The sequence below is a fragment of the Catenuloplanes niger genome (genome assembly GCF_031458255.1).
GTDB lineage: Bacteria > Actinomycetota > Actinomycetes > Mycobacteriales > Micromonosporaceae > Catenuloplanes > Catenuloplanes niger.
The window spans coordinates 361420-379393 of sequence record NZ_JAVDYC010000001.1 but is presented as its reverse complement, the minus strand read 5'-3'; the positions used below and the strand labels follow the sequence as shown (position 1 = coordinate 379393).

16 protein-coding genes are annotated in these 17974 nt (G+C 74.0%); 8 read left to right on the top strand and 8 right to left on the bottom strand.

Annotation, left to right across the window (positions count from 1 at the left end; genetic code table 11):
- Positions 1-100: 100 nt before the first annotated feature.
- From J2S44_RS01605 to J2S44_RS01595, 3 genes are read left to right on the top strand one after another with little or no spacing between them, the layout of a single operon-like run.
- On the top strand, positions 101-931 hold the full coding sequence (locus J2S44_RS01605; protein ID WP_310408249.1) for a CPBP family intramembrane glutamic endopeptidase: 831 nt from the start codon (positions 101-103) through the stop codon (positions 929-931).
- Positions 932-970: 39 nt separating this feature from the next.
- The gene (locus J2S44_RS01600; protein WP_310408247.1) at positions 971-1513 is read left to right on the top strand and encodes an ArsR/SmtB family transcription factor; all 543 of its coding nucleotides are present in this window, start codon (positions 971-973) and stop codon (positions 1511-1513) included.
- Entirely contained in the window at positions 1510-2751 is a 1242-nt protein-coding gene (locus J2S44_RS01595; protein ID WP_310408244.1) for an MFS transporter, read from the top strand. The genes J2S44_RS01600 and J2S44_RS01595 overlap by 4 nt, the downstream gene beginning before the upstream one ends.
- Before the next feature lie 15 nt (positions 2752-2766).
- On the opposite strand, the gene J2S44_RS01590 is transcribed toward J2S44_RS01595, so the two are convergent.
- A complete protein-coding gene (locus tag J2S44_RS01590; protein WP_310408242.1) occupies positions 2767-2898 on the bottom strand; it encodes a hypothetical protein in 132 nt (43 codons plus the stop codon).
- 215 nt (positions 2899-3113) lie between these two features.
- Here J2S44_RS01590 and J2S44_RS01585 point away from each other — a divergent pair, with 215 nt between their 5' ends.
- From J2S44_RS01585 to J2S44_RS01575, 3 genes are all read left to right on the top strand, one after another.
- Positions 3114-4733, top strand: a complete 1620-nt coding sequence (locus tag J2S44_RS01585; protein ID WP_310408240.1) for a ricin-type beta-trefoil lectin domain protein — start codon at positions 3114-3116, stop codon at positions 4731-4733.
- A 149-nt stretch (positions 4734-4882) separates the two neighbouring features.
- On the top strand, positions 4883-6331 hold the full coding sequence (locus J2S44_RS01580) for a hypothetical protein (RefSeq protein WP_310408238.1): 1449 nt from the start codon (positions 4883-4885) through the stop codon (positions 6329-6331).
- 56 nt (positions 6332-6387) lie between these two features.
- Positions 6388-8271, top strand: coding sequence for a cytochrome c oxidase assembly protein (locus tag J2S44_RS01575; RefSeq protein WP_310408236.1), 1884 nt, complete (start codon positions 6388-6390; stop codon positions 8269-8271).
- Here the strand turns inward: J2S44_RS01575 and J2S44_RS01570 are convergent.
- From J2S44_RS01570 to J2S44_RS01545, 6 genes are all read right to left on the bottom strand, one after another.
- Positions 8255-9259, bottom strand: a complete 1005-nt coding sequence (locus tag J2S44_RS01570) for an NAD(P)/FAD-dependent oxidoreductase (RefSeq protein ID WP_374727796.1) — start codon at positions 9257-9259, stop codon at positions 8255-8257. The genes J2S44_RS01575 and J2S44_RS01570 overlap by 17 nt on opposite strands.
- On the bottom strand, positions 9256-11148 hold the full coding sequence (locus J2S44_RS01565; RefSeq protein ID WP_310408231.1) for an elongation factor G: 1893 nt from the start codon (positions 11146-11148) through the stop codon (positions 9256-9258). The genes J2S44_RS01570 and J2S44_RS01565 overlap by 4 nt, the downstream gene beginning before the upstream one ends.
- 325 nt (positions 11149-11473) lie before the next feature.
- A complete protein-coding gene (def, locus tag J2S44_RS01560; RefSeq protein WP_310408228.1) occupies positions 11474-12010 on the bottom strand; it encodes a peptide deformylase in 537 nt (178 codons plus the stop codon).
- An 87-nt stretch (positions 12011-12097) separates the two neighbouring features.
- Positions 12098-13588 (bottom strand): glycoside hydrolase family 43 protein, encoded by a 1491-nt coding sequence (locus J2S44_RS01555; RefSeq protein WP_310408226.1) that lies wholly within the window; start codon positions 13586-13588, stop codon positions 12098-12100.
- Between the two features lie 43 nt (positions 13589-13631).
- A complete protein-coding gene (locus tag J2S44_RS01550; RefSeq protein WP_310408223.1) occupies positions 13632-14318 on the bottom strand; it encodes a response regulator in 687 nt (228 codons plus the stop codon).
- A complete protein-coding gene (locus J2S44_RS01545; RefSeq protein ID WP_310408220.1) occupies positions 14315-15430 on the bottom strand; it encodes a sensor histidine kinase in 1116 nt (371 codons plus the stop codon). Before J2S44_RS01545 ends, J2S44_RS01550 begins: the two co-directional genes overlap by 4 nt.
- 112 nt (positions 15431-15542) lie before the next feature.
- Between J2S44_RS01545 and J2S44_RS01540 the strand changes: the two genes are divergently transcribed.
- Positions 15543-16259 carry an ABC transporter ATP-binding protein gene (locus tag J2S44_RS01540; RefSeq protein WP_310408217.1) on the top strand — a complete coding sequence of 239 codons (717 nt, stop codon included), beginning with the start codon at positions 15543-15545 and terminating at the stop codon, positions 16257-16259.
- Positions 16256-16969, top strand: a complete 714-nt coding sequence (locus tag J2S44_RS01535; RefSeq protein WP_310408214.1) for an ABC transporter permease — start codon at positions 16256-16258, stop codon at positions 16967-16969. Before J2S44_RS01540 ends, J2S44_RS01535 begins: the two co-directional genes overlap by 4 nt.
- 38 nt (positions 16970-17007) lie before the next feature.
- Here J2S44_RS01535 and J2S44_RS01530 read toward each other — a convergent pair whose 3' ends face one another.
- A complete protein-coding gene (locus tag J2S44_RS01530; protein ID WP_310408211.1) occupies positions 17008-17946 on the bottom strand; it encodes an SDR family oxidoreductase in 939 nt (312 codons plus the stop codon).
- Positions 17947-17974: the final 28 nt, after the last annotated feature.

Genomic DNA, 17974 nt, shown 5'->3' with positions numbered 1-17974 from the left:
GCGGACCGCCGTCCGCATGCGCGCCGGCGTTGCCCTCGCACGATCCGTGGGCACTCACCGTCGCCGCCCGGGGTTGCTCGCGGCATTCACAATGCTGATCATGACTCCGCGTGTGGCGTTGACCGCAATGGGTGGCGCGTTGTTCGTGCTGGCGCCGTTGCTGTTGATCCTGACCGGTAACACCGAGATCGTGACCTCGTCGGACGAGGGCGCGGGCGGGCGGCCACTGTGGACCGCGATCGTGCCGGTGCTGGCCGGGCTGGCGCTGATCCGGCTGATGCCGCCGTCGCTCCCGCGGGTGCCGGAGGCGGACGGTGCGGCACGGCGGCCGATCGTGCGGCAGGTCCGGTGGCTGGTCGGGATCGCGATCGCGTTTCCCGTGCTGGTCGCGGTCATCGGTGCGCAGACGCTGGCGTACCCGCTGGTCAAGGTGTCGCTGTTGCTCGGCGGCGCGCTGCTGGCCGTCCGGCTGATCCGGGCCGAGGTGCCCCGGGCCGTACCGGCGCGCTGGTTCTGGGTCGTTCCGGCGGTCGCCGGCTGGGGGCTGCTGGCGTTCTGGGTGCCGACCGATCTCACGCCTTATGCGGAGATGGACCGGGTCTACCTGGTGGCGGCGATGACGGTGACGTTCCTGACCGCGAGCGTGCTGGAGGAGTACTTCTACCGCGTGACGCTGCAGACCCGCCTCGAGGCGGTCGCCGGGCGCCGGCCGGCGATCGTGGCGACGTCGCTGCTGTTCGCGGCGATGCACGTGCCGAGTCACCTGGACGGTGATCACGTCTGGGTGTCGCTGGCCGCGCTGGTCGCGTTCCAGGGGTTCTTCGGTCTCTTCACCGGCTACCTGTGGTCGCGCTACCGGCGTTTCGGCGCGCTGGTGGTGGTGCACGGCGCCGTCAACGCGCTGCCGATGCTGCCGCTGTTCGTGGGCTGAGGGTTGAGAAGATGTCTTTGCAAAGATATCTTCTCAATCATGGCCGACACCCGCACGCTCTCCGACATCGATACGCTCAAGGCGCTCGCTCACCCGCTCCGACAGCGCATGCTGACCCGGTTGCAACGGCACGGCGCCGCCACCTCGGCGGACCTGGCCGCGGAGTTCGCGGTGGACCGGGGCGCGGCCAGTTATCACCTGCGGCAGCTGGAACGCTTCGGCTTCATCGAGGAGGACACCGACCGGTCGGCCGGGCGCCGGCGATTCTGGCGGGCCGTGCGGCAGGACGTGCGGCTGCCCAGGGGCGCGGCCGATCCCGAGGTCGCGGCCGCCGCGTCCGCGGTCCGGCAGCAGTGGCACGAGCGCGCGACCGCCGAGCTGGCGGCCTATCTGGCGGACCGGGAGTCGTACGGCGAGTTCGCGGACGCGGCTCACCACTCGTTCGGCGGCACCTCGCTGACCGCGGCGGAGCTGGCCGAGTTCGGCGAGGAGTACATCGCGTTCCTCACGCGCTGGTATCGCGAGCCCGGCCCCGGCCGCCGGCACGTCTCCGTGCTGTTCCACGCGTTCCCGACGCCGTGACCGCGCCGATGGCCCCGGCGAGCCGGGCCGAGACGCCGCTGTGGCGCAACCGGGACTTCGCGCTGCTCTGGAGCGGTCAGGTGGTCTCCACGCTCGGCGCCCGGATCAGCGCGACCGCGATGCCGCTGCTGGTGCTCGCGCTGACCGGGTCGCCGGCGGACGCCGGGCTGGTCGGCGCCGCGGCCACGCTGCCGTACCTGATCGGTCACCTGCCGGCCGGGCCGCTCGTCGACCGGTGGGACCGCCGCCGGATCCTGCTGGTCAGCGAGGCGGCCGCCGCGCTCACGCTGGCCACCGTGCCGATCGCGCTGTGGCTGGGCGTGCTCACGGTCGCGCACCTCGCGGTGGCCGCGTTCGTGCACGGGCTGTGCTTCGTGTTCTTCGGCCTGGCCGAGGCGGCCGCGCTGCCGGTGATCGTGCCGGCCGGGCAGCTGCACACCGCGATCGCCCGCAACGAGGTGCGTACCCGCGGCGCGGCCCTGGCCGGTGGCCCGCTCGGCGGCCTGCTCTTCGGGCTCGACCGGGCGCTGCCGTTCGTGGTCGAGGTGCTGTCCTACGCGGCCGCGTCCGTCGCCCTGCTCTTCCTGCGCCGCGACCTGCGGGCCGGCACGCCGGAGCCGCCCGAGCCGCTGTGGCGGGCCGCGCTGACCGGGTTGCGGTGGATCTGGCGGCACCCGCTGATCCGGGCCGCGGTCCTGCTGATCGCGGTGAGCAACCTGGTCTTCCAGGCGATCATCCTGGTCCTGGTGGTCCGCGCCCGGGACGGCGGCGCGAGCGCGGCGGAGACCGGCCTGATGCTCGGGCTCTACTCCGGCGGCGGGATGCTCGGCGCGTTCGCGGCGGAGTGGCTGCACCGGTACGTCACGCCCCGGGCCACGATCATCGGGGTCAACTGGGTGTGGGCCGCGCTGCTGCCGCTCTACCTGGTCACGGACGCGCCGCTGTGGCTGGGCGCGATCGGGGCGGCGACCGCTTTCGCCGGTCCGCTGTGGAACGTGGTGATCGTCGGCTACTTCGCGCTGCTGGTGCCGAACCATCTGCAGGGCCGGGTCACCAGCGCGTCGAAGACGCTCTCCTGGGGCGCGATGCCGCTCGGGTCGCTGGCCGGGGGAGTCCTGCTGAGCGCGGTCGGCGCCGGCGGCGCGATCGTGGCGCTCGCCGGGGTCATGCTGGTCACCGCGGTCGCGGCGACGGCCAGCCCGGCCGTGCGCGGCGGTGCCGGCGCCACGACCGGGTAGCGCCGGACCGGAGGGTCAGCAGCGGCGCAGCTCGCAGATGGTGCGGGAGAAGTCGTCGCCGGTGCTCGGCGGATTGGCGTGGATCCAGAGCAGCGTGAGCACCACCAGCGGCACGATCACGACCAGGGCCGTCAGACGCTTGATCATGGGAGGCTCCTTCCGCCGGAGGCCCGGTGCTTTACCGCACGATCGGCGGCCGGCCCGGCCTGCTGAGGGTTTCCCGCCGGCATCGTGCCCCGCGGGTCCCGGCCGGTCGTGAGAGGCTGTGCCGTCCCCGATGAACCGAAGTTCGTCGTTCCCGTTGTGTTCGTAGACGACGGCCGCCGACCGGCCGTCGCTGCCGTAAACCGTGGGGAGTGATCGTGAACGTCCAGGCACTCGTCGAGGCGGCCCAGCGCCCGGTGATCCGCCGCGTCCTCGGCCTGACGGCCGTGCTGGCTCTGATCGGCGCCGGTGCGGTGACCGGCTCGATCGCCGGCACCGCGACGGCCGGGCCGGCCCGGGTGGGCGTGCCGGTCCCGTCCGACCAGGTGCCGATGATCGCGCAGGCCGCGCTCTCCTGTCCGTCGCTGACCCCGGCGCGGCTCGCCGGGCAGCTGATGGCGGAGTCCGGGTTCGTGCCGGACGCGACGAACGAGCGTGGCGGCTCCGGCCTGGCCGGACTCACCGACGAGGTCTGGGAGCAGTGGAAGCCGTGGGTCGACGCCCAGCGGCTGGACCCGGAGGCGAACGTGTTCGCGCTCGCCCACCACATGTGCGACACGGTCGGCCGGATCCGGCACGAGAAGGTCGGCGGCGCGCTGTGGGAGCTGGCGCTCGGCGCGCACCGTTCCGGGGTGGACACGGTGCTGGCGCGCGCGGCCGTGCCGGACGACTCCGCCGCCTACGTCAACGAGGTCGCGTCGTACGCGGCCTGGTACGCGGCCCGTCCCGACTTCGCCACCGGCGGCCCCGCCGACCCGCCCGCGCAGGACCCGGACGTGGCGCCGATCCCGGTCCCGGACGAGTACGTGCAGCTGGTCCGGACCGCGGGCGAGGAGTGCGCCGTGGTCTCCGGCCCGAAGATCGCGGCGCAGCTGATGGCCGCGTCCGCGTTCAACCGCAACCGGGTCGGCCCGGGCGGCGCGCAGGGCATCGCCCAGTTCCTGCCGGCGGTGTGGAACCGCTACGGGCAGGCCGGGGAGTCGCCGTGGGACCCGGCGGTCGCCGTCCTCACGCTCGGCCGCACCATGTGCGCGCTCTCCGCGGAGCTGTCCGGGCTGGCCGACGACCCGTACCCGGTGGCGCTGGCCGCGTTCCAGTGGGGACCGACCGCGGTCCGGCAGGCCGAGGGCGTGCCGGACGCGCCGGCCGTACGGGACTTCGCGCAGCGGGTGCTGGGCTACACCGCCTACTACGCCCGGGACACCCGCCTCGGCACGCCCGCGGCACCGCAGCCGCCGGCCGCCGGCCCGACCGCCAGTGCCGCCGCGACCACCTCGCCGAGCCCGGTGACCACCCGGTCGCCGGCGGGGAACGTCGCCGCACCGTCGCCGGAGCAGCCGGACGACGCGCCGGCCGCACCGCCGCCGGCGAACCCGCCGGCCGACCCGCCCGCGAACACCGGACCGACCCAGTACCAGATCAAGGGGTACGCGAACAAGTGCATCGACGCGCCGAAGGGTGCGGACGGCGTGGCGTTGCAGCTGTGGACGTGCACCGGCGGCGCGTCGCAGAAGTTCACGTTCGAGAACGGCACGATCCGGCACAAGGGTTTCTGCATGGACCTGGCCTGGGGCGAGTCCGCCGACGGCACCCGCATCCAGTTGGCGAAGTGCAACGGCGGCTGGGCGCAGCGCTTCAAGGTGAACGGCTCGCAGGACCTGGTGAACACGGAGCTGGGCAAGTGCGTCGACGTGGTCGACTGGAACGACGCGAACGGCGCCGCGCTGCAGCTGTGGACCTGCAAGGGCGAGACCAATCAGAAGTGGTGGGCCAGCTGAGTCCGGGGCCGGAATGGGCGCGCTCCCACGTACCGTCCAATGGGGTAGAGTCCGTTTTTGGAAAGGGCCTGACCGCCTATTCCAAAGACTTTTCTAAGCGCAATTTAATGCGCCCCTGAAGACATTTTAATGCTAGGACGGAAACGTACATGACTGACGTCCCGCCGCCGGCCCACCGGCATCGCGCGAGGCTGACGAGGGGACGCCGGATCGCGGTCGTCGCCGCCGCCGCGCTCGCGGTCGTGACCACGGTCGCGACCGCGGCCGCGCTGACGCTGACCGGCCCGCCGGAGGCCGATCCGGCCGCCGCGACCGCGCCGGTCGCGCCGGTCGCCGACGTGGCCGCCACGTCCTCCGCCGCGCCGTCGCCCAGCGAGTCCGCGTCGCCGTCCCCGGCACCGTCCGCCTCGCCCTCGCCGTCGAGGACCGCGCCGGCCACGTCCGGTGACTGCGCGCGGCCGGTCGGCGCCGGCCCGGTCGTCACGCTCACCCAGGTGACGCTGCCCGCCGCGGTCGCCGGTTACGGCAACGAGGGCGACACCGACCCGCTGCCGATGGCGATCGCGGCCACCCCGTCCGGCGAGTCCTGGCTGGCCTGGCTCGGCACCGGCGGCCGGGTGCACCTGGGCCGGCTCGGCTGCGACGACCGGCTGATCGGCACGCCCACCAGCTTCACCGGCGTCGACCTGCAGGATGTGCAGGCGGACGCGAACGGCGGCGTGCTGCTGGTGACCCGGGCCGGCGAGTGCGGTGACACGCCGCTGTGCGGCGGTGAGTCCAGCCCGTGCCGCACCATGGTCATGATCCGCTTCGACAACGCCGGCCAGCAGGTGTGGGAGCGCCAGGTCACCAACCTCACCGACAGCCGCGCCGGTTACGACGACGGCGCGCGCTTCATCTGGTGGTACCAGCACCACGGCCGGCTCGCGTCCGACGGCGTGCACACCGCGGCCTATTTCGGCGTCGCGATCACCGTGCGGAACGGCACCTGCGTCGACGTCCACGAGGGCGACCGGATGCAGGTGGTGGACTCGTCCGGCGCGCTGGTCACCGGGCACCGGGACGCGTTCGAGGTGGGCTGCAGCCACGCGTGGACCTCGCGGATCGTGTACGACCCGCGGGCGAAGAGGTTCGTCACGGTGTGCGCCACCGACAACGGTTGCCGGATAGCGCAGCCGAACCCGTACCGGACCGTCGCCGCCGGCACGTGCGACGGCACACTCTTCGGCGGCGACCTGGTGCTGGCGAAGTCCACCGGGTACTGGACCGCGTGGAGCCAGGGCAACCGGGTCCGGCTGGAGCACTTCACCACCGGCGCGTCCGACACCACGATCACCACGGCCGCGGCGTCGCAGCACCCGCACCTGGTCGGCTACGGGCCCGGCCGCATGCTGCTCACCTGGGCGGCCGGTTCCGGCATGGCCGCGCAGGTCCACGACTCCGGCACCGGCGCCGCGGTCGGCGAGCAGTTCACCATCGGCGCGAAGGACCACAACTACCAGGCCTTCAAGGCGTACGCGGACGGCAGCGCCGCCTATCCGGCCGCGGGCAACGGCGCCACCGGCGTCACGATCGCCCGCGTGCAGCCGATGGGCTGAGTCCGCCGTCACGGACCGGCCGGGAACCGGGGCCCCGGCCGGGACGACTACCACCGGTGACCTCGATCAGATTCGCGGCGGCCGGCGTCGCGGTGACGGTGCTCGTGCTGGCGTTGTGGCTGGGCGGCGGCGCGGACCCGACGGAGATCGCCGGGCTGGCCCAGCCCGGCACGGTCACGGTGTGGGGCCTGCCGGTGCTGCGGCTGCTGTCCGACGTGCTCGCCACCGTGACCGTGGGCCTGACCGTGACCGCCGCGTTCCTGCTGCCCGGCGACGGGCGCACGATGTCCGCGACCGCGTTCCGGATGCTGCGCCGCGCCCGCTGGGCCGCCGCACTGTGGAGCCTGACCGCGCTCGCGCTGATCGTGTTCACGCTCTCCGACGTGCTCGGCGCGCCGGTCGCGCGGTTGCCGCTGCCGGCCGTGGCCAGCTTCGCCTGGTCGATCTCGCAGGGCCAGGCGCTGCTGGCGCAGGCGGTGCTGGCCGCGGCCGTCGCGCTGCTGGGCCAGGTCGCGCTGTCCCGCTACACGGCCGGCTGGGCCGCGGTGATCGCCGCGGTCGCGGCGCTGCCCCCCGCGTTCACCGGCCACGCGGCCGGGGCCGGCAACCACCGGATCGCCACCACCAGTCTGGCGATGCACGTGCTCGGCGCGGTGCTGTGGGCCGGCGGGCTGCTCGCGCTGCTGACGATCCGCCGGGCCACGGCGCTGCCGGCGGCGCTGGCCCGGTACAGCGTGCTCGCGCTGGCCTGCTTCGTCGCGGTCGCGGTCAGCGGCGTGATCAACGGGGCGGTGCGGCTGGGCGGCGACTACCTGACGGTCTACGGCGGACTGCTCGCGCTGAAGGTCGCGGCGTTGCTCGGCCTCGGCGCACTCGGCGCGCTGCACCGCCGGAACGCGCTGGAACGGCACGCGTTCGCCCGGCTGGCCGCGGGCGAGTTCGTGCTGTTCGGCGCCGCGTTCGGGCTGGCCGCCGCGCTGTCGCGCAGCCCGGCACCGATCCCGGACGACACGATCAGCGACGACCCGATCGTGGAGACGATCGGCTTCCCGATGCCGGCGCCGCTCAGCGCCGCGAACCTGCTCGGTGACCCGCTGCCGGACCTGCTGTTCCTCACGGTCGCGGCGGCCGGGATCGGCTGCTACCTCGCCGGGGCGCGACGGCTGGGCGGCCGCTGGCCGGTCATCCGCACGATCAGCTGGACCGCGGGCATGCTGCTGCTCGCGGCCGTGACCAGCCTCGGGATCAGCCGCTACGCGTACGTGCTGTTCAGCGTGCACATGGTCCAGCACATGCTGCTGTCGATGGCCGTACCGATCCTGCTGGTCCTCGGCGCGCCGGTCACGCTGGCACTCCGCACGCTCGGCCCGGCCACCCGGGAATGGCTGCTGATCCTGCTGCACAGCCGGGTCAGCCGCGCGCTCACCCACCCGCTGGCCGCGCTCGCCGTCTACGGCGTCAGCCTGTACGGCCTGTACTTCGGCGGGCTGCTCGGCTGGCTGATGCGGCACCACGTCGGGCACCTGGCGATGCTGGCCCACTTCGTACTCGCTGGGTATCTGCTCTTCTGGGTGCTGATCGGCGTCGATCCCGGCCGCCGCCGGGTCGCGCCGCCGATCCTGGTGCTGGTGCACTTCGCGTCGATGGTGCTGCACGCGTTCTTCGGCCTGACGGTGCTGCAGAGCACCACGCTGATCGCGCCGGAGTGGTACCTGGCCGTGCACCCGCCGTGGGCCGCGCCGCTGCTGGACGACCAGCGGCTCGGCGCGGCGATCGCCTGGGCGTTCGGTGAGATCCCGGCCGCGCTGGTGATGATCGTGCTGGTCCGCCAGTGGATCCGCGCCGACGAACGCGACCAGCGCCGCGCCGACCGCAACGGCGACGCCGCCCACCGGGCCTACAACGAGTTCCTCGCGAGCGCGGCTACAGAGCGTCGATGAGGGCGCGCACCGCCGCCGCCTCGCCCCAGGACAGCGTGAACCCGGAGCCGCCGTGGCCGTAGGCGGCGATCACCGGCGCCGGGTACCCACCGAGGGTCTCCAGGCGCACGGAGGTGCGGGCCGGGCGCAGACCGACCGCGCGGGACACGATCGGGGCGCCGGCCAGCGCCGGGACCAGTGCGACCGCCCGCGCGAGGATGGCCCGCTCGACGTCCGGGTCGACGGTCTCGTCCCAGGAGCCGGCGTCGCCGGTGCCGCCGCAGACCACGTCGTCGTCGCGCGGCACCACATAGGTGAGCCCGGCCGGGTTGTCGTCGTCGAGCAGCCAGCGGGTCAGACCCGGGTTGGCGAGCCGGACCACCTGGCCGCGGATCGGGAAGACCTGGTCGTCACCGCCGAGCAGCGCGCCGGACCGCAGGCCGGCCGCGACCACCACCGCGTCGAAGCCGGGCCCGACGTCGTCGACGGATCGCAGGACGGCGTGCCGGACGTCGACGCCCCGCGCGATCACGTCGGCCCGCAGCCATGCCAGGTAGCGGCCGGTGACCGCGACCGGCAGCTCGCAGGTCACGCCGGCGGCACCCGGGGGCAGCTCGTCCGGGGTCGCGGGCCGGTGGGCCGGCACGGCTGCGGTCCAGGACAGATCCGGGTCCGGGTGCCGGGTGACGACCGTGCCGGTGCGCACCCGCACGCCGGTCTCCGGGCGGGCGGCCAGCGACGTCAGCCGGTCCCGGGTCAGGTGGGCCGACTCCAGCACGCGCGGCACCGCGTCGACCGCGTGCGGGAACCAGATCGCGGCCGCGACCGACGAGACCGCGCCGGTGTGGTCCCGGTCGGCCAGCACGGTCACGTCGTGCCCGGCCCCGGCCAGTTCGTGCGCGGCCGACAGCCCGATCACGCCGGCGCCGATCACCGCTATGCGTCCCACGAATCGATCATAGTGCCGGGTGCGAGCCCGCTCGGCGGACTCGCACCCGGGATCGCTCACCGGGCGAGCCGGTGCCCGGCCGGGCGGCTGGTGAACGTCGCCCGGCCGCTGGTGCGGCTGCGCAGCGCGGTCGCGTAGCCGAACAGCGCCGCGAGCGGCACCACGGCCGTGACCGTGTGCGCGGTCGTGCCGGTCACCTGGCCGCGCCGGGCCGCCAGGTCGCCGAGCACGCCGCCGATCGTGTCGCCGGGCGCGGTCACCGTGACCTCGGCGACCGGTTCCAGCAGCGCGGTCTCGCACGCGGTCAGCGCGGCGCGCAGCCCGAGCCGGCCGGCGGTGCGGAACGCGGTCTCGGACGAGTCCTTGACGTGCGTGGCACCGTCGGTCAGCGTGACCGCGAGCCCGGTGAGCGGGTGTTCGCCGGCCACGAGCGCGTCCCGGACGCCGGCCTCGACCGCCCGGACGAACTCCGCCGGCACCCGTCCGCCGGTCACCGTGGACGCGAAGCTGAACCCCTCGGCGAGCGGCGCGACCGACAGCACGACGTGGGCGAACTGGCCCGCGCCACCGTCCTGTTTGACGTGCCGGAACACGAAGTCCGTCACGCCGCGCAGCACGGTCTCGCGGTAGGCGACCCGCGGCCGGCCGGTCCGCACGGACAGGCCGCTGCCCTGGCGCAGCTTCTCCACGGCCACCTCCAGGTGCAGTTCGCCGAGGCCGGACAGCAGCGTCTGCCCGGTCTGCGGGTCGGTGCGCAGACGCAGCGACGGGTCCTCGCCGACCAGCGTCGCGAGCGCGGCCGGCAGCCGTTGCGCCTCGGCCCGGGTGCCGGCCTCGACCGCGACCGAGACCAGCGGTTCCGCGGTCCGCGGCGCCTCCAGCACGACCGGGTGCGCGCGGGTGGACAGCGTGGCGCCGGTGCGGGCCGCCTTGATCCCGGCCAGGCCGACGATGTCACCGGCCGTCGCGACGTCCAGGTCGGTGTGCCGGTCCGCCCGCAGGCGCAGGATCCGGGCAACCCGTTCGGGCTGCCGCGCGGTGGCGTCCCAGACCACGTCCCCCTTCCGGAGTGTGCCCTGATATATCCGGGCACAGGTGATCCGGCCGGTCCGTTTGAAGACCAGCGCGGCGAGGTGCCCGTCCGGGTCGCCGCCGGGCGCGGGCAGGTAGTCGACCACGGCGTCCAGCAGCGGCTCGATCCCCCGGTCACGGTAGGCGGCGCCGCACAGCACCGGCACCGCCTCGCCCGCGATCGTCAGGTCCCGCACCGCGGCCCGCAACGTCGTGTCGGACATGTCGCCCAGCTCCTCGAGGGCGCCGGCGTGCCGCTCCGCGACCGCCTCCTCCAGTGCCCGCCGCGCGGCCCGCACCTCCGGACCGTCCGCGGGCACGCTGTGCGGCACACCCGACGGCCAGGTCAGGCGCCGCATGCCGACCAGGTCGACCACGCCCTCGAAGCCGTCCTCCCGGCCGATCGGCAGCTGCACCACCAGCGGCACCGCGCCGAGCCGGTCCCGGACGGCCGCCACCACGTGGCCGAGCGACGCGCCCGCCCGGTCCAGCTTGTTGACGAACGCGAGGCGCGGCACGCGATAGCGGTCCGCCGTCCGCCACACGGCCTCGGTCTGCGGCTCCACCCCGGCCACGCCGTCGAACACGACCACCGCGCCGTCCAGCACCCGCAGCGACCGCTCGACCTCGTCGGAGAAGTCGACGTGGCCGGGAGTGTCGATCAGGTTGAGGCGGTGGCCGTTCCAGTCGGCGCTGACCGCGGCCGCGAAGATGGTGATGCCACGGCTGCGCTCCTGCGGATCGCTGTCGGTCACGGTCGTACCGTCGTGCACCTCGCCCTGTTTCCAGGTGGCGCCGGTGGTGAACAGCACGCGTTCGGTGAGCGTGGTCTTGCCCGCGTCGACGTGGGCGAGGATGCCGATGTTCCGTACCCGCATGATGATGTCGTCTTTCGAAGTGATCTCGGTCGGTGGACGGCGCCCAGCCGGCCGCGCCGCGGAATCCGCGGGCGGTCAGGCACGTCCAGCCCCGGTGGCGCAGCCGGAGCTGGGCACACGGGACACGAGGATCAACTCGAAGCGGCAGACGGGGACGACGACCGCGGTCCGATAGCGCACGGCGTCCTCCCCTCCGAACCCACAGATCAAATCCGACGACCACGAGGGTACGGTCGGCCGGCGCGCCGGTCGACCGGTTATCCGCCGCGCCCGTGGCCGTGGCCCGCGGTCACCGCGGCGGCTGCCGTCCCGCCGTCGTCACGGGTCAGTGCGGGCTGACCCGCACCTGTCGCTCGTCCCACCAGCCGGCCGCGCGGAGCGTGGCGACCAGGCGGGCCTGGCGGGCGCTGTCCTGCCGGTCGAGGAACAGGATGCCGTCGAGGTGGTCGGTCTCGTGCTGGATGCAGCGCGCCAGCAGGCCGGAGCCGACCACCTGCACCGGGTCGCCGAGTTTCGTGTAGCCCTTCGCGGCCACGTTCATCCGGCGCTTCGTGTCCAGGTAGACGCCCGGGATGGACAGGCAGCCCTCCGGACCGTCCTGCTCCTCCTCGTCCGGGAACTCCAGCACCGGGTTGACCAGGTGGTCGAGCCGCAGGTCGTTGCCGGGCAGGTCCGGGTTGATCGCGAAGACCCGCAGGCTCACGCCCAGCTGCGGCGCGGCCAGCCCGGCGCCCCGGGCGCTCTGCAGCGTCTCGCCCAGGTCGCGGACCAGCCGGTCCAGCTCGGCGTCGAAGTCGGTCACCGGATCCGCGACCCGGCGCAGCACCGGGTCGTCGACGGTGCGGATGGAAAGCACGGTCATGCGGGACGTCTCCTGCCGGTTCGTACCGTGGAACGGTTCTCGCTCCACGGTTCTCGCTCCACGGTACTCAGTGGAGCGCGCCGCCGGTCAGCGGTTGGTGACGGCGACGTCGTCGAAGGAGGCGCTGGTGTCGAAGACGCGGACGCCGGACCGGCCGGCGGCGAACGTGGTGTCGGTGACGGTGATCCGCGGCGTGGTCAGGTCGTCGACGAAGACCCGGAGCGTGGCGCCGACGGCCTCGACCCGGAGGTGGTGCCGCCGGCCCGGGGTGATCGTCAGCGGGGCGGCGCCGAGCCGGGTCCAGCTGTTGTCGGCCCGGCCGAGCAGCACCTCGCCGCGCGGCGTGATGCCGGCGTAGTAGCCGCGGTAGGCGTCGGTGCCGACGGCCGCGGCGGTGGCGCGGAAGACCAGGCCGGCGTCCCCGGGACCGGAGCCGATCGTGACGTCCACGTCGTAGACCGCGTTCGTGTGGTTGTCGGCCAGCAGCGCCTTGCCGCCGTACGAGTGCGCGGCCCGGTACTGCCCGCCGGTCGTGGTCCAGGTGCCGCCGTAGGTCTTCCAGCCGTACGCGTTGCCGTCCGCGAAGTTGTCCTTGACCAGCATGGTGACGCGCTGGATCGTGCCGTCCGGGTTGAAGTGCATGCGGTCGTACGCCAGCTCGCGGGAGTTGCCGTCGGTCTCGCTGAGCGGCCGCCGGTGGTAGACGATGTACCAGGTGTCGGTGCCGGGGACGTTGATCACCGAGTTGTGTCCGGCACCGCGCGCCACGGCCGGGTCCTGCGCGAGCACCCGGTCCAGGCGGGTGAACGGCCCGGTGGGGGAGCCGGACATGGCGTAGGCGACGGAGTAGTTCGGGCCGGTCCAGCCGCCCTCGGACCACATCAGGTAGTAGACGCCGTTGCGCGTGAACATCTGCGGGCCCTCGACGTACCCGCTGGGGGTGATCTCCTTGAACGTGCTGCCGTCCGGCAGGGTGCCGAGGCTGATCATGTCGCTGTTGAGCCGCGCGACGTTGGCGTGCCCCCAGCCGCCGTAGTAGATGTAGGCCTGGCCGTCGGCGTCGATGAACACGTCCTGGTCGATCGGCTGCGCGCCGTTGACGAACTGCGCGATGAGCGGTTTGCCGATCGCGTCCCGGTACGGTCCCTCCGGCCGGTCCGCGACGGCCACGCCGATGCCGCCCAGCTCCGCGTTGTTCTGGATGTCGTTCGCCGCGAAGTAGAGGTAGTACTTCCCGTTCCGGGCGATCGGCGCGGGCGCCCACACCGCCCGGCGCGCCCAGGAGACGTCCGCGGTGGTCAGCACGTTCGGGTGCTTCGTCCAGGTGACCAGGTCGGGCGATGAGAAGGCATCGAGGAAGGTCTGCTGGTCGTACGGCCGGGAGGCGGTCGGGAACACGTAGTACCGGTCGCCGTAGATCGCCACGTCCGGGTCGGCGTACCACCCGGAGACGAACGGATTGCCGGCCTCGGCGGTGGTCTGGTCCGGCGGCGGGGCGGCCGACGCGGGCGCACCGGCCACGGTGGTGGCGATGATCCCGGCGACGGCGGCGAACTTTCGCGCAGCAGAAATCGACATCTCACGATGCTTCCCGCTGAGCCGCCACTCCGTCAAGGGGGCTTCAGCCGAGCAGGCCGTGCTGGAGCGCGCGGAGGACCGCGCTGGTGCGGTCCCGGACGCCGAGCTTGCACAGGACGCTGGAGACGTGGTTCTTCACCGTGCCCTCGGCCAGGAACAGCGCGGCGGCGATCTCCCGGTTCGCGTACCCGCCGGCCAGCAGGCGCAGCACGTCGCGCTCCCGGTCGGTCAGCTCGGGCATTCCCGGCGCCGGCTCGGGCGGGGCGCCGGCCCGGACCGCGCGCAGCAGACGCTCGGTGATCGCGGGCTGGACGAGCGTGCCACCGGCGGCGAGCGTGCGGACCGCGCCCACCAGCTGGTCCAGCGTCACGTCCTTGAGCAGGTATCCGGCGGCGCCGGCGCGGACGGCCTGCAGCACCAGCTCGTCGTCGTCGAACGTGGTCAGCACCAGGACCGGCACCTCGATGCCGCGTTCCCGGAGCGTGCGCAGCACCCAGATGCCGTCCCGGCCGGGCATGCGCAGGTCGAGCAGGACCACGTCGGGGCGGTCCGCCTCGATCGCGGCGACCGCGGCGGCACCGTCGGCGGCCTCGGCGATCACCTCGACCGCACCGGTGACGCCGAGCAGCCCGCTGATGCCCTGCCGCACCAGCGTCTGATCGTCGACGAGGCAGACCCGCAACACGTCTCCCGGCACGTCGGCGGCGGCACCCCGGTCGGCGGCGGTCACGGCGCCGGCACCTCCGCGGTGACCCGGAACCCGGTGCGGCCGTCGAACCGGGCGTGGCCGCCCAGCTCGCGTACCCGTTCCGCGATGCCGGTCAGGCCGTTGCCCATCACCACGCGCGGGGTGCCCGGCCCGTCGTCGTACGCCTCGAACCGGATCCCGCCGTCGTCGTCGCGGATGTCGATCCACAGTTCGGTCGCGTGCGCGTGCCGGATCGCGTTCGTCACCACCTCCTGCACGCAGCGGATCAGCGTGGCCGTGCGCGTCTCGTCGGCCCGCACGTCCGCGCCGATGCTCAGGTGCACGACCGGGGACGGCAGGTCGGCGACGATCCTCTCCAGCGTGGCGCGCAGCTCCGGCGCGCGCTGCCGCAGCTCGCCCACGGTCGACCGGACGTCCGCGAGCAGCGCGCGGGCCACCCGGTTCGCGCGGGCCACGTGCTCGGTCGGGTCGGCCTTGTGCGTGGCCGTCTCCAGTTCCAGCGTCAGCACGGTCAGCTGGTGGCCGAGCAGGTCGTGCAGCTCGCGGGCGATCCGCAGCCGCTCGTCCGCGCGGGACGACTCGGCCAGCAGCACCCCGGCCGCGCGCAGCTCGGTGTGCGCGACGGACAGCCGCCGGTTGCTCTCCTCGGCGCGCAGCTGACCCAGCACGCCGAACGTGGAGGCGACCTGGAGCAGCAGGTAGAGCACGCCGGTCACGGCCACGGCCGGGCCGGGCTGGCCGGCCAGCCCGGCCGCGGTCATCGACACCACGGTGTTCAGCCCGATCACGGCGAGCGTGAGCGACCAGGGCACCAGGTAGGCGCCGAGCGCGGCCGTGTAGATCAGCAGGATGGACGTCCAGCCGGCCCGCGGCGCGGTCAGCGCGAGCGCGGCGCCGAGCACCACCTGGGCGGCGAAGAACCCGCGGACCGCCGGCCGGGTGAACCGGTGATCGAGCCAGGTGCAGAGCGTCTGGGTCAGCACGTACCCGGCGAACATCAGCCACCACGCCGCCTCCGGGATCGTGACCACCTCGCCACCGCGCACGCCGACCACCAGCACCGGCAGGCCGACCGCCACGCAGATCATCGTGCCGTAGACCGCGCTCCACAACTCCGGGTCGAGACGCCTCATCGGCCCAGCATAGGAACCGCGCGGCGGCCCGCGCCCGTGCCGATCGTCATGGGTACCGGAGGTGACCGCCCGCACGCGCGCCGGGCCGGCCACCGTCCCTAGCGTCGGGGTCATGACGGCGATCGAGGTCAAGGACCTGCATCAACGGTACGGCCGGAAGCCGGCGCTGGACGGCGTGGACCTCACGGTCGAGGACGGCGAGATCGTCGGTCTCCTCGGCCGCAACGGCGCCGGCAAGTCCACCACGGTCGGCGTGATCGCCGGCCTGCTCCGCCCGGACCGGGGCACCGTACGCGTGTGCGGCCTCGACCCGGTCGCGGACCGGCGCCGCGTCCGCCGGCTGCTCGGCGTGCAACCGCAGGACGCGGCGCTGCATCCGTCGCTGACCGTCCGCGAGCTGGTCCGCCTGCACCGCGGCTTCCACACCGGTGGCGGCGCCGACCCGGACGAGCTGATCGAGCTGCTCGGCCTGACGGCGGTCCGCGACACCCGCTTCGAGAGCCTCTCCGGCGGCGAGGCGCAGCGCACCTCGATCGCGGTCGCGCTGGTCGGCCGCCCGCGCGTGGCGCTGCTCGACGAGCTGACCACCGGCCTGGACCCGCAGGCCCGCCGGCACCTCCGGCAGGTGATCACCGACCGGCGCGCCGACGGCATGACCGTGCTGCTGGTCAGCCACGCGATGGAGGAGGTGGAGCGGCTCTGCGACCGGGTGGTGCTGCTCGACACCGGCCGGGTGCTGGCCACCGGCACGCCGGCCGCGCTGGTCGCCCGGACCGGGCGGGCCACGCTCGACGAGGCGTTCCTGGCACTGACCGGCGGTGCCCGGTGAGGGCATGGCGCCTGCTGATCGTCGCGGAGCTGACGTCGGTCGCCCGGGACACGGCCGGCCTGATGATCCCGATCGCGCTGCCGATGCTGATCCTGGTCGGCAACGCGCTGCACGTGCCCGCGGACGCGCTGGCGCGATACGTGCTGCCGATCGTGTTCGCGACCGTGATCGGCACGGTCGGCATCGTGAACATGCCCAGCTTCCTGGCCGTCTACCGGACGACCGGCGTGCTGCGGCGGCTCGCCGTGACGCCGGTGCACCCGTCCGCGGTGCTCGGCGCGCAGCTGGCCGCCGGCGCGCTCCAGGTGCTGGCAGGTGTGCTGCTCGCCGCGCTGGTCGCGGTGGCCGGGTTCGGCGCCGCCGCCCCGGCCGCCCCGCTGCTGACCGTGGCCGTGCTGCTGCTGGTCACGGCCGCCATGTTCGCCACCGGGCTGGTGGTCGCCGCGGTCGCGCCGAGCGCGAACTCCGCGGTCGCGATCGGCCTCGCCCTGTTCTTCGGCATCGGCACGGTCGGCGGCATGTTCGGCCCGGTGACCCGCCTGCCGGAGCCGGTCGCCCGGGCCGGTGAGGCGCTGCCGTTCGGCGCCGCGGTGCGCGTGCTCGGCGACGCCTGGGCCGGCGCGGGCCCGCACCCGGCCGGTCTGCTCAGCCTCGCGGTCTGCACGGTGGTCTGCGGGCTGCTCGCGGTGCGCCTGTTCCGGTGGAGCTGACCCGTCCGGCCGCGACGCAACGGGGGCGGCCGGGCGGGTCAGGCCGGAAAGGTGACGTGGGTGAGCTTCTCGGAGACCTCCCAGACGCGAACGGCCTCGTCCACGCTGCGCAGCGGCGGCCACGGCTGCTGCTCGCCGGGGCCGCCGCCCACGTTGCCCGGGCCCTGCGGGCCGTAGAACCGACCCGGCTTCGCGTCCGGGGACACGGCCGCGTACAGCGCGGGCAGCATCGCGGTCTCCGGCGTGCCGGTCAGGCCGACGCGGCTGAGCGCGCCGATGATCCGCCGACCCATGTGGTGCTGCGTGCGGCCGACCTCGGGACGCGCCGCCAGCAGGTTGGTCGGTGCGAGGCCGGGGTGCGAGATGTTGCTGGTGATGCCCCAGTTGCCGGCCGCGCTGCGCCGCTGCAGCTCCTGCGCCCAGAGGCCGAACGCGATCTTCGACTGGGCGTACGCGCGCATGGTGTCGTACTCCCGATCCCAGTTCAGGTCGTCCCAGTTGATGCCGCCCTGCCGGGCCGCGACGCTCAGCTGCGACGTCACCCGGGCCCGGCCCGCGCGCAGCAGCGGCATCAGGTGGCCGGTCAGCGCGACGTGCGCCAGGTGGTTCGTGCCCCACTGCAGCTCGAACCCGTCCGCCGTGGTCAGGTGCGTCGGCGGCCGCATCACCCCGGCGTTGTTGATCAGGAAGTGGATCGGGCGGCCCTCGTCGTGCAGCGCGGCACCGAACGCGGCGACCGAGTCCAGCGACGCCAGATCCAGGTCGCGCAGCGACACGACGGCGCGGGGGTGCCGTTCCCGGATCGTGGCGAGCGCGGCCTCGCCCTTGCCGCGGTTGCGGACCGGCAGGATGAGCTCCGCACCGGCGCCGGCGAGCCGGGTCGCCAGGTGCAGGCCCATGCCGTCGCTCGCGCCGGTGACGACGGCGACCTTCCCGGTCAGGTCGGGAACGGTGACGTCCAGTGTCGTACGTGCCATGGTGACGCTCCAGGTGATCGAATCGGTT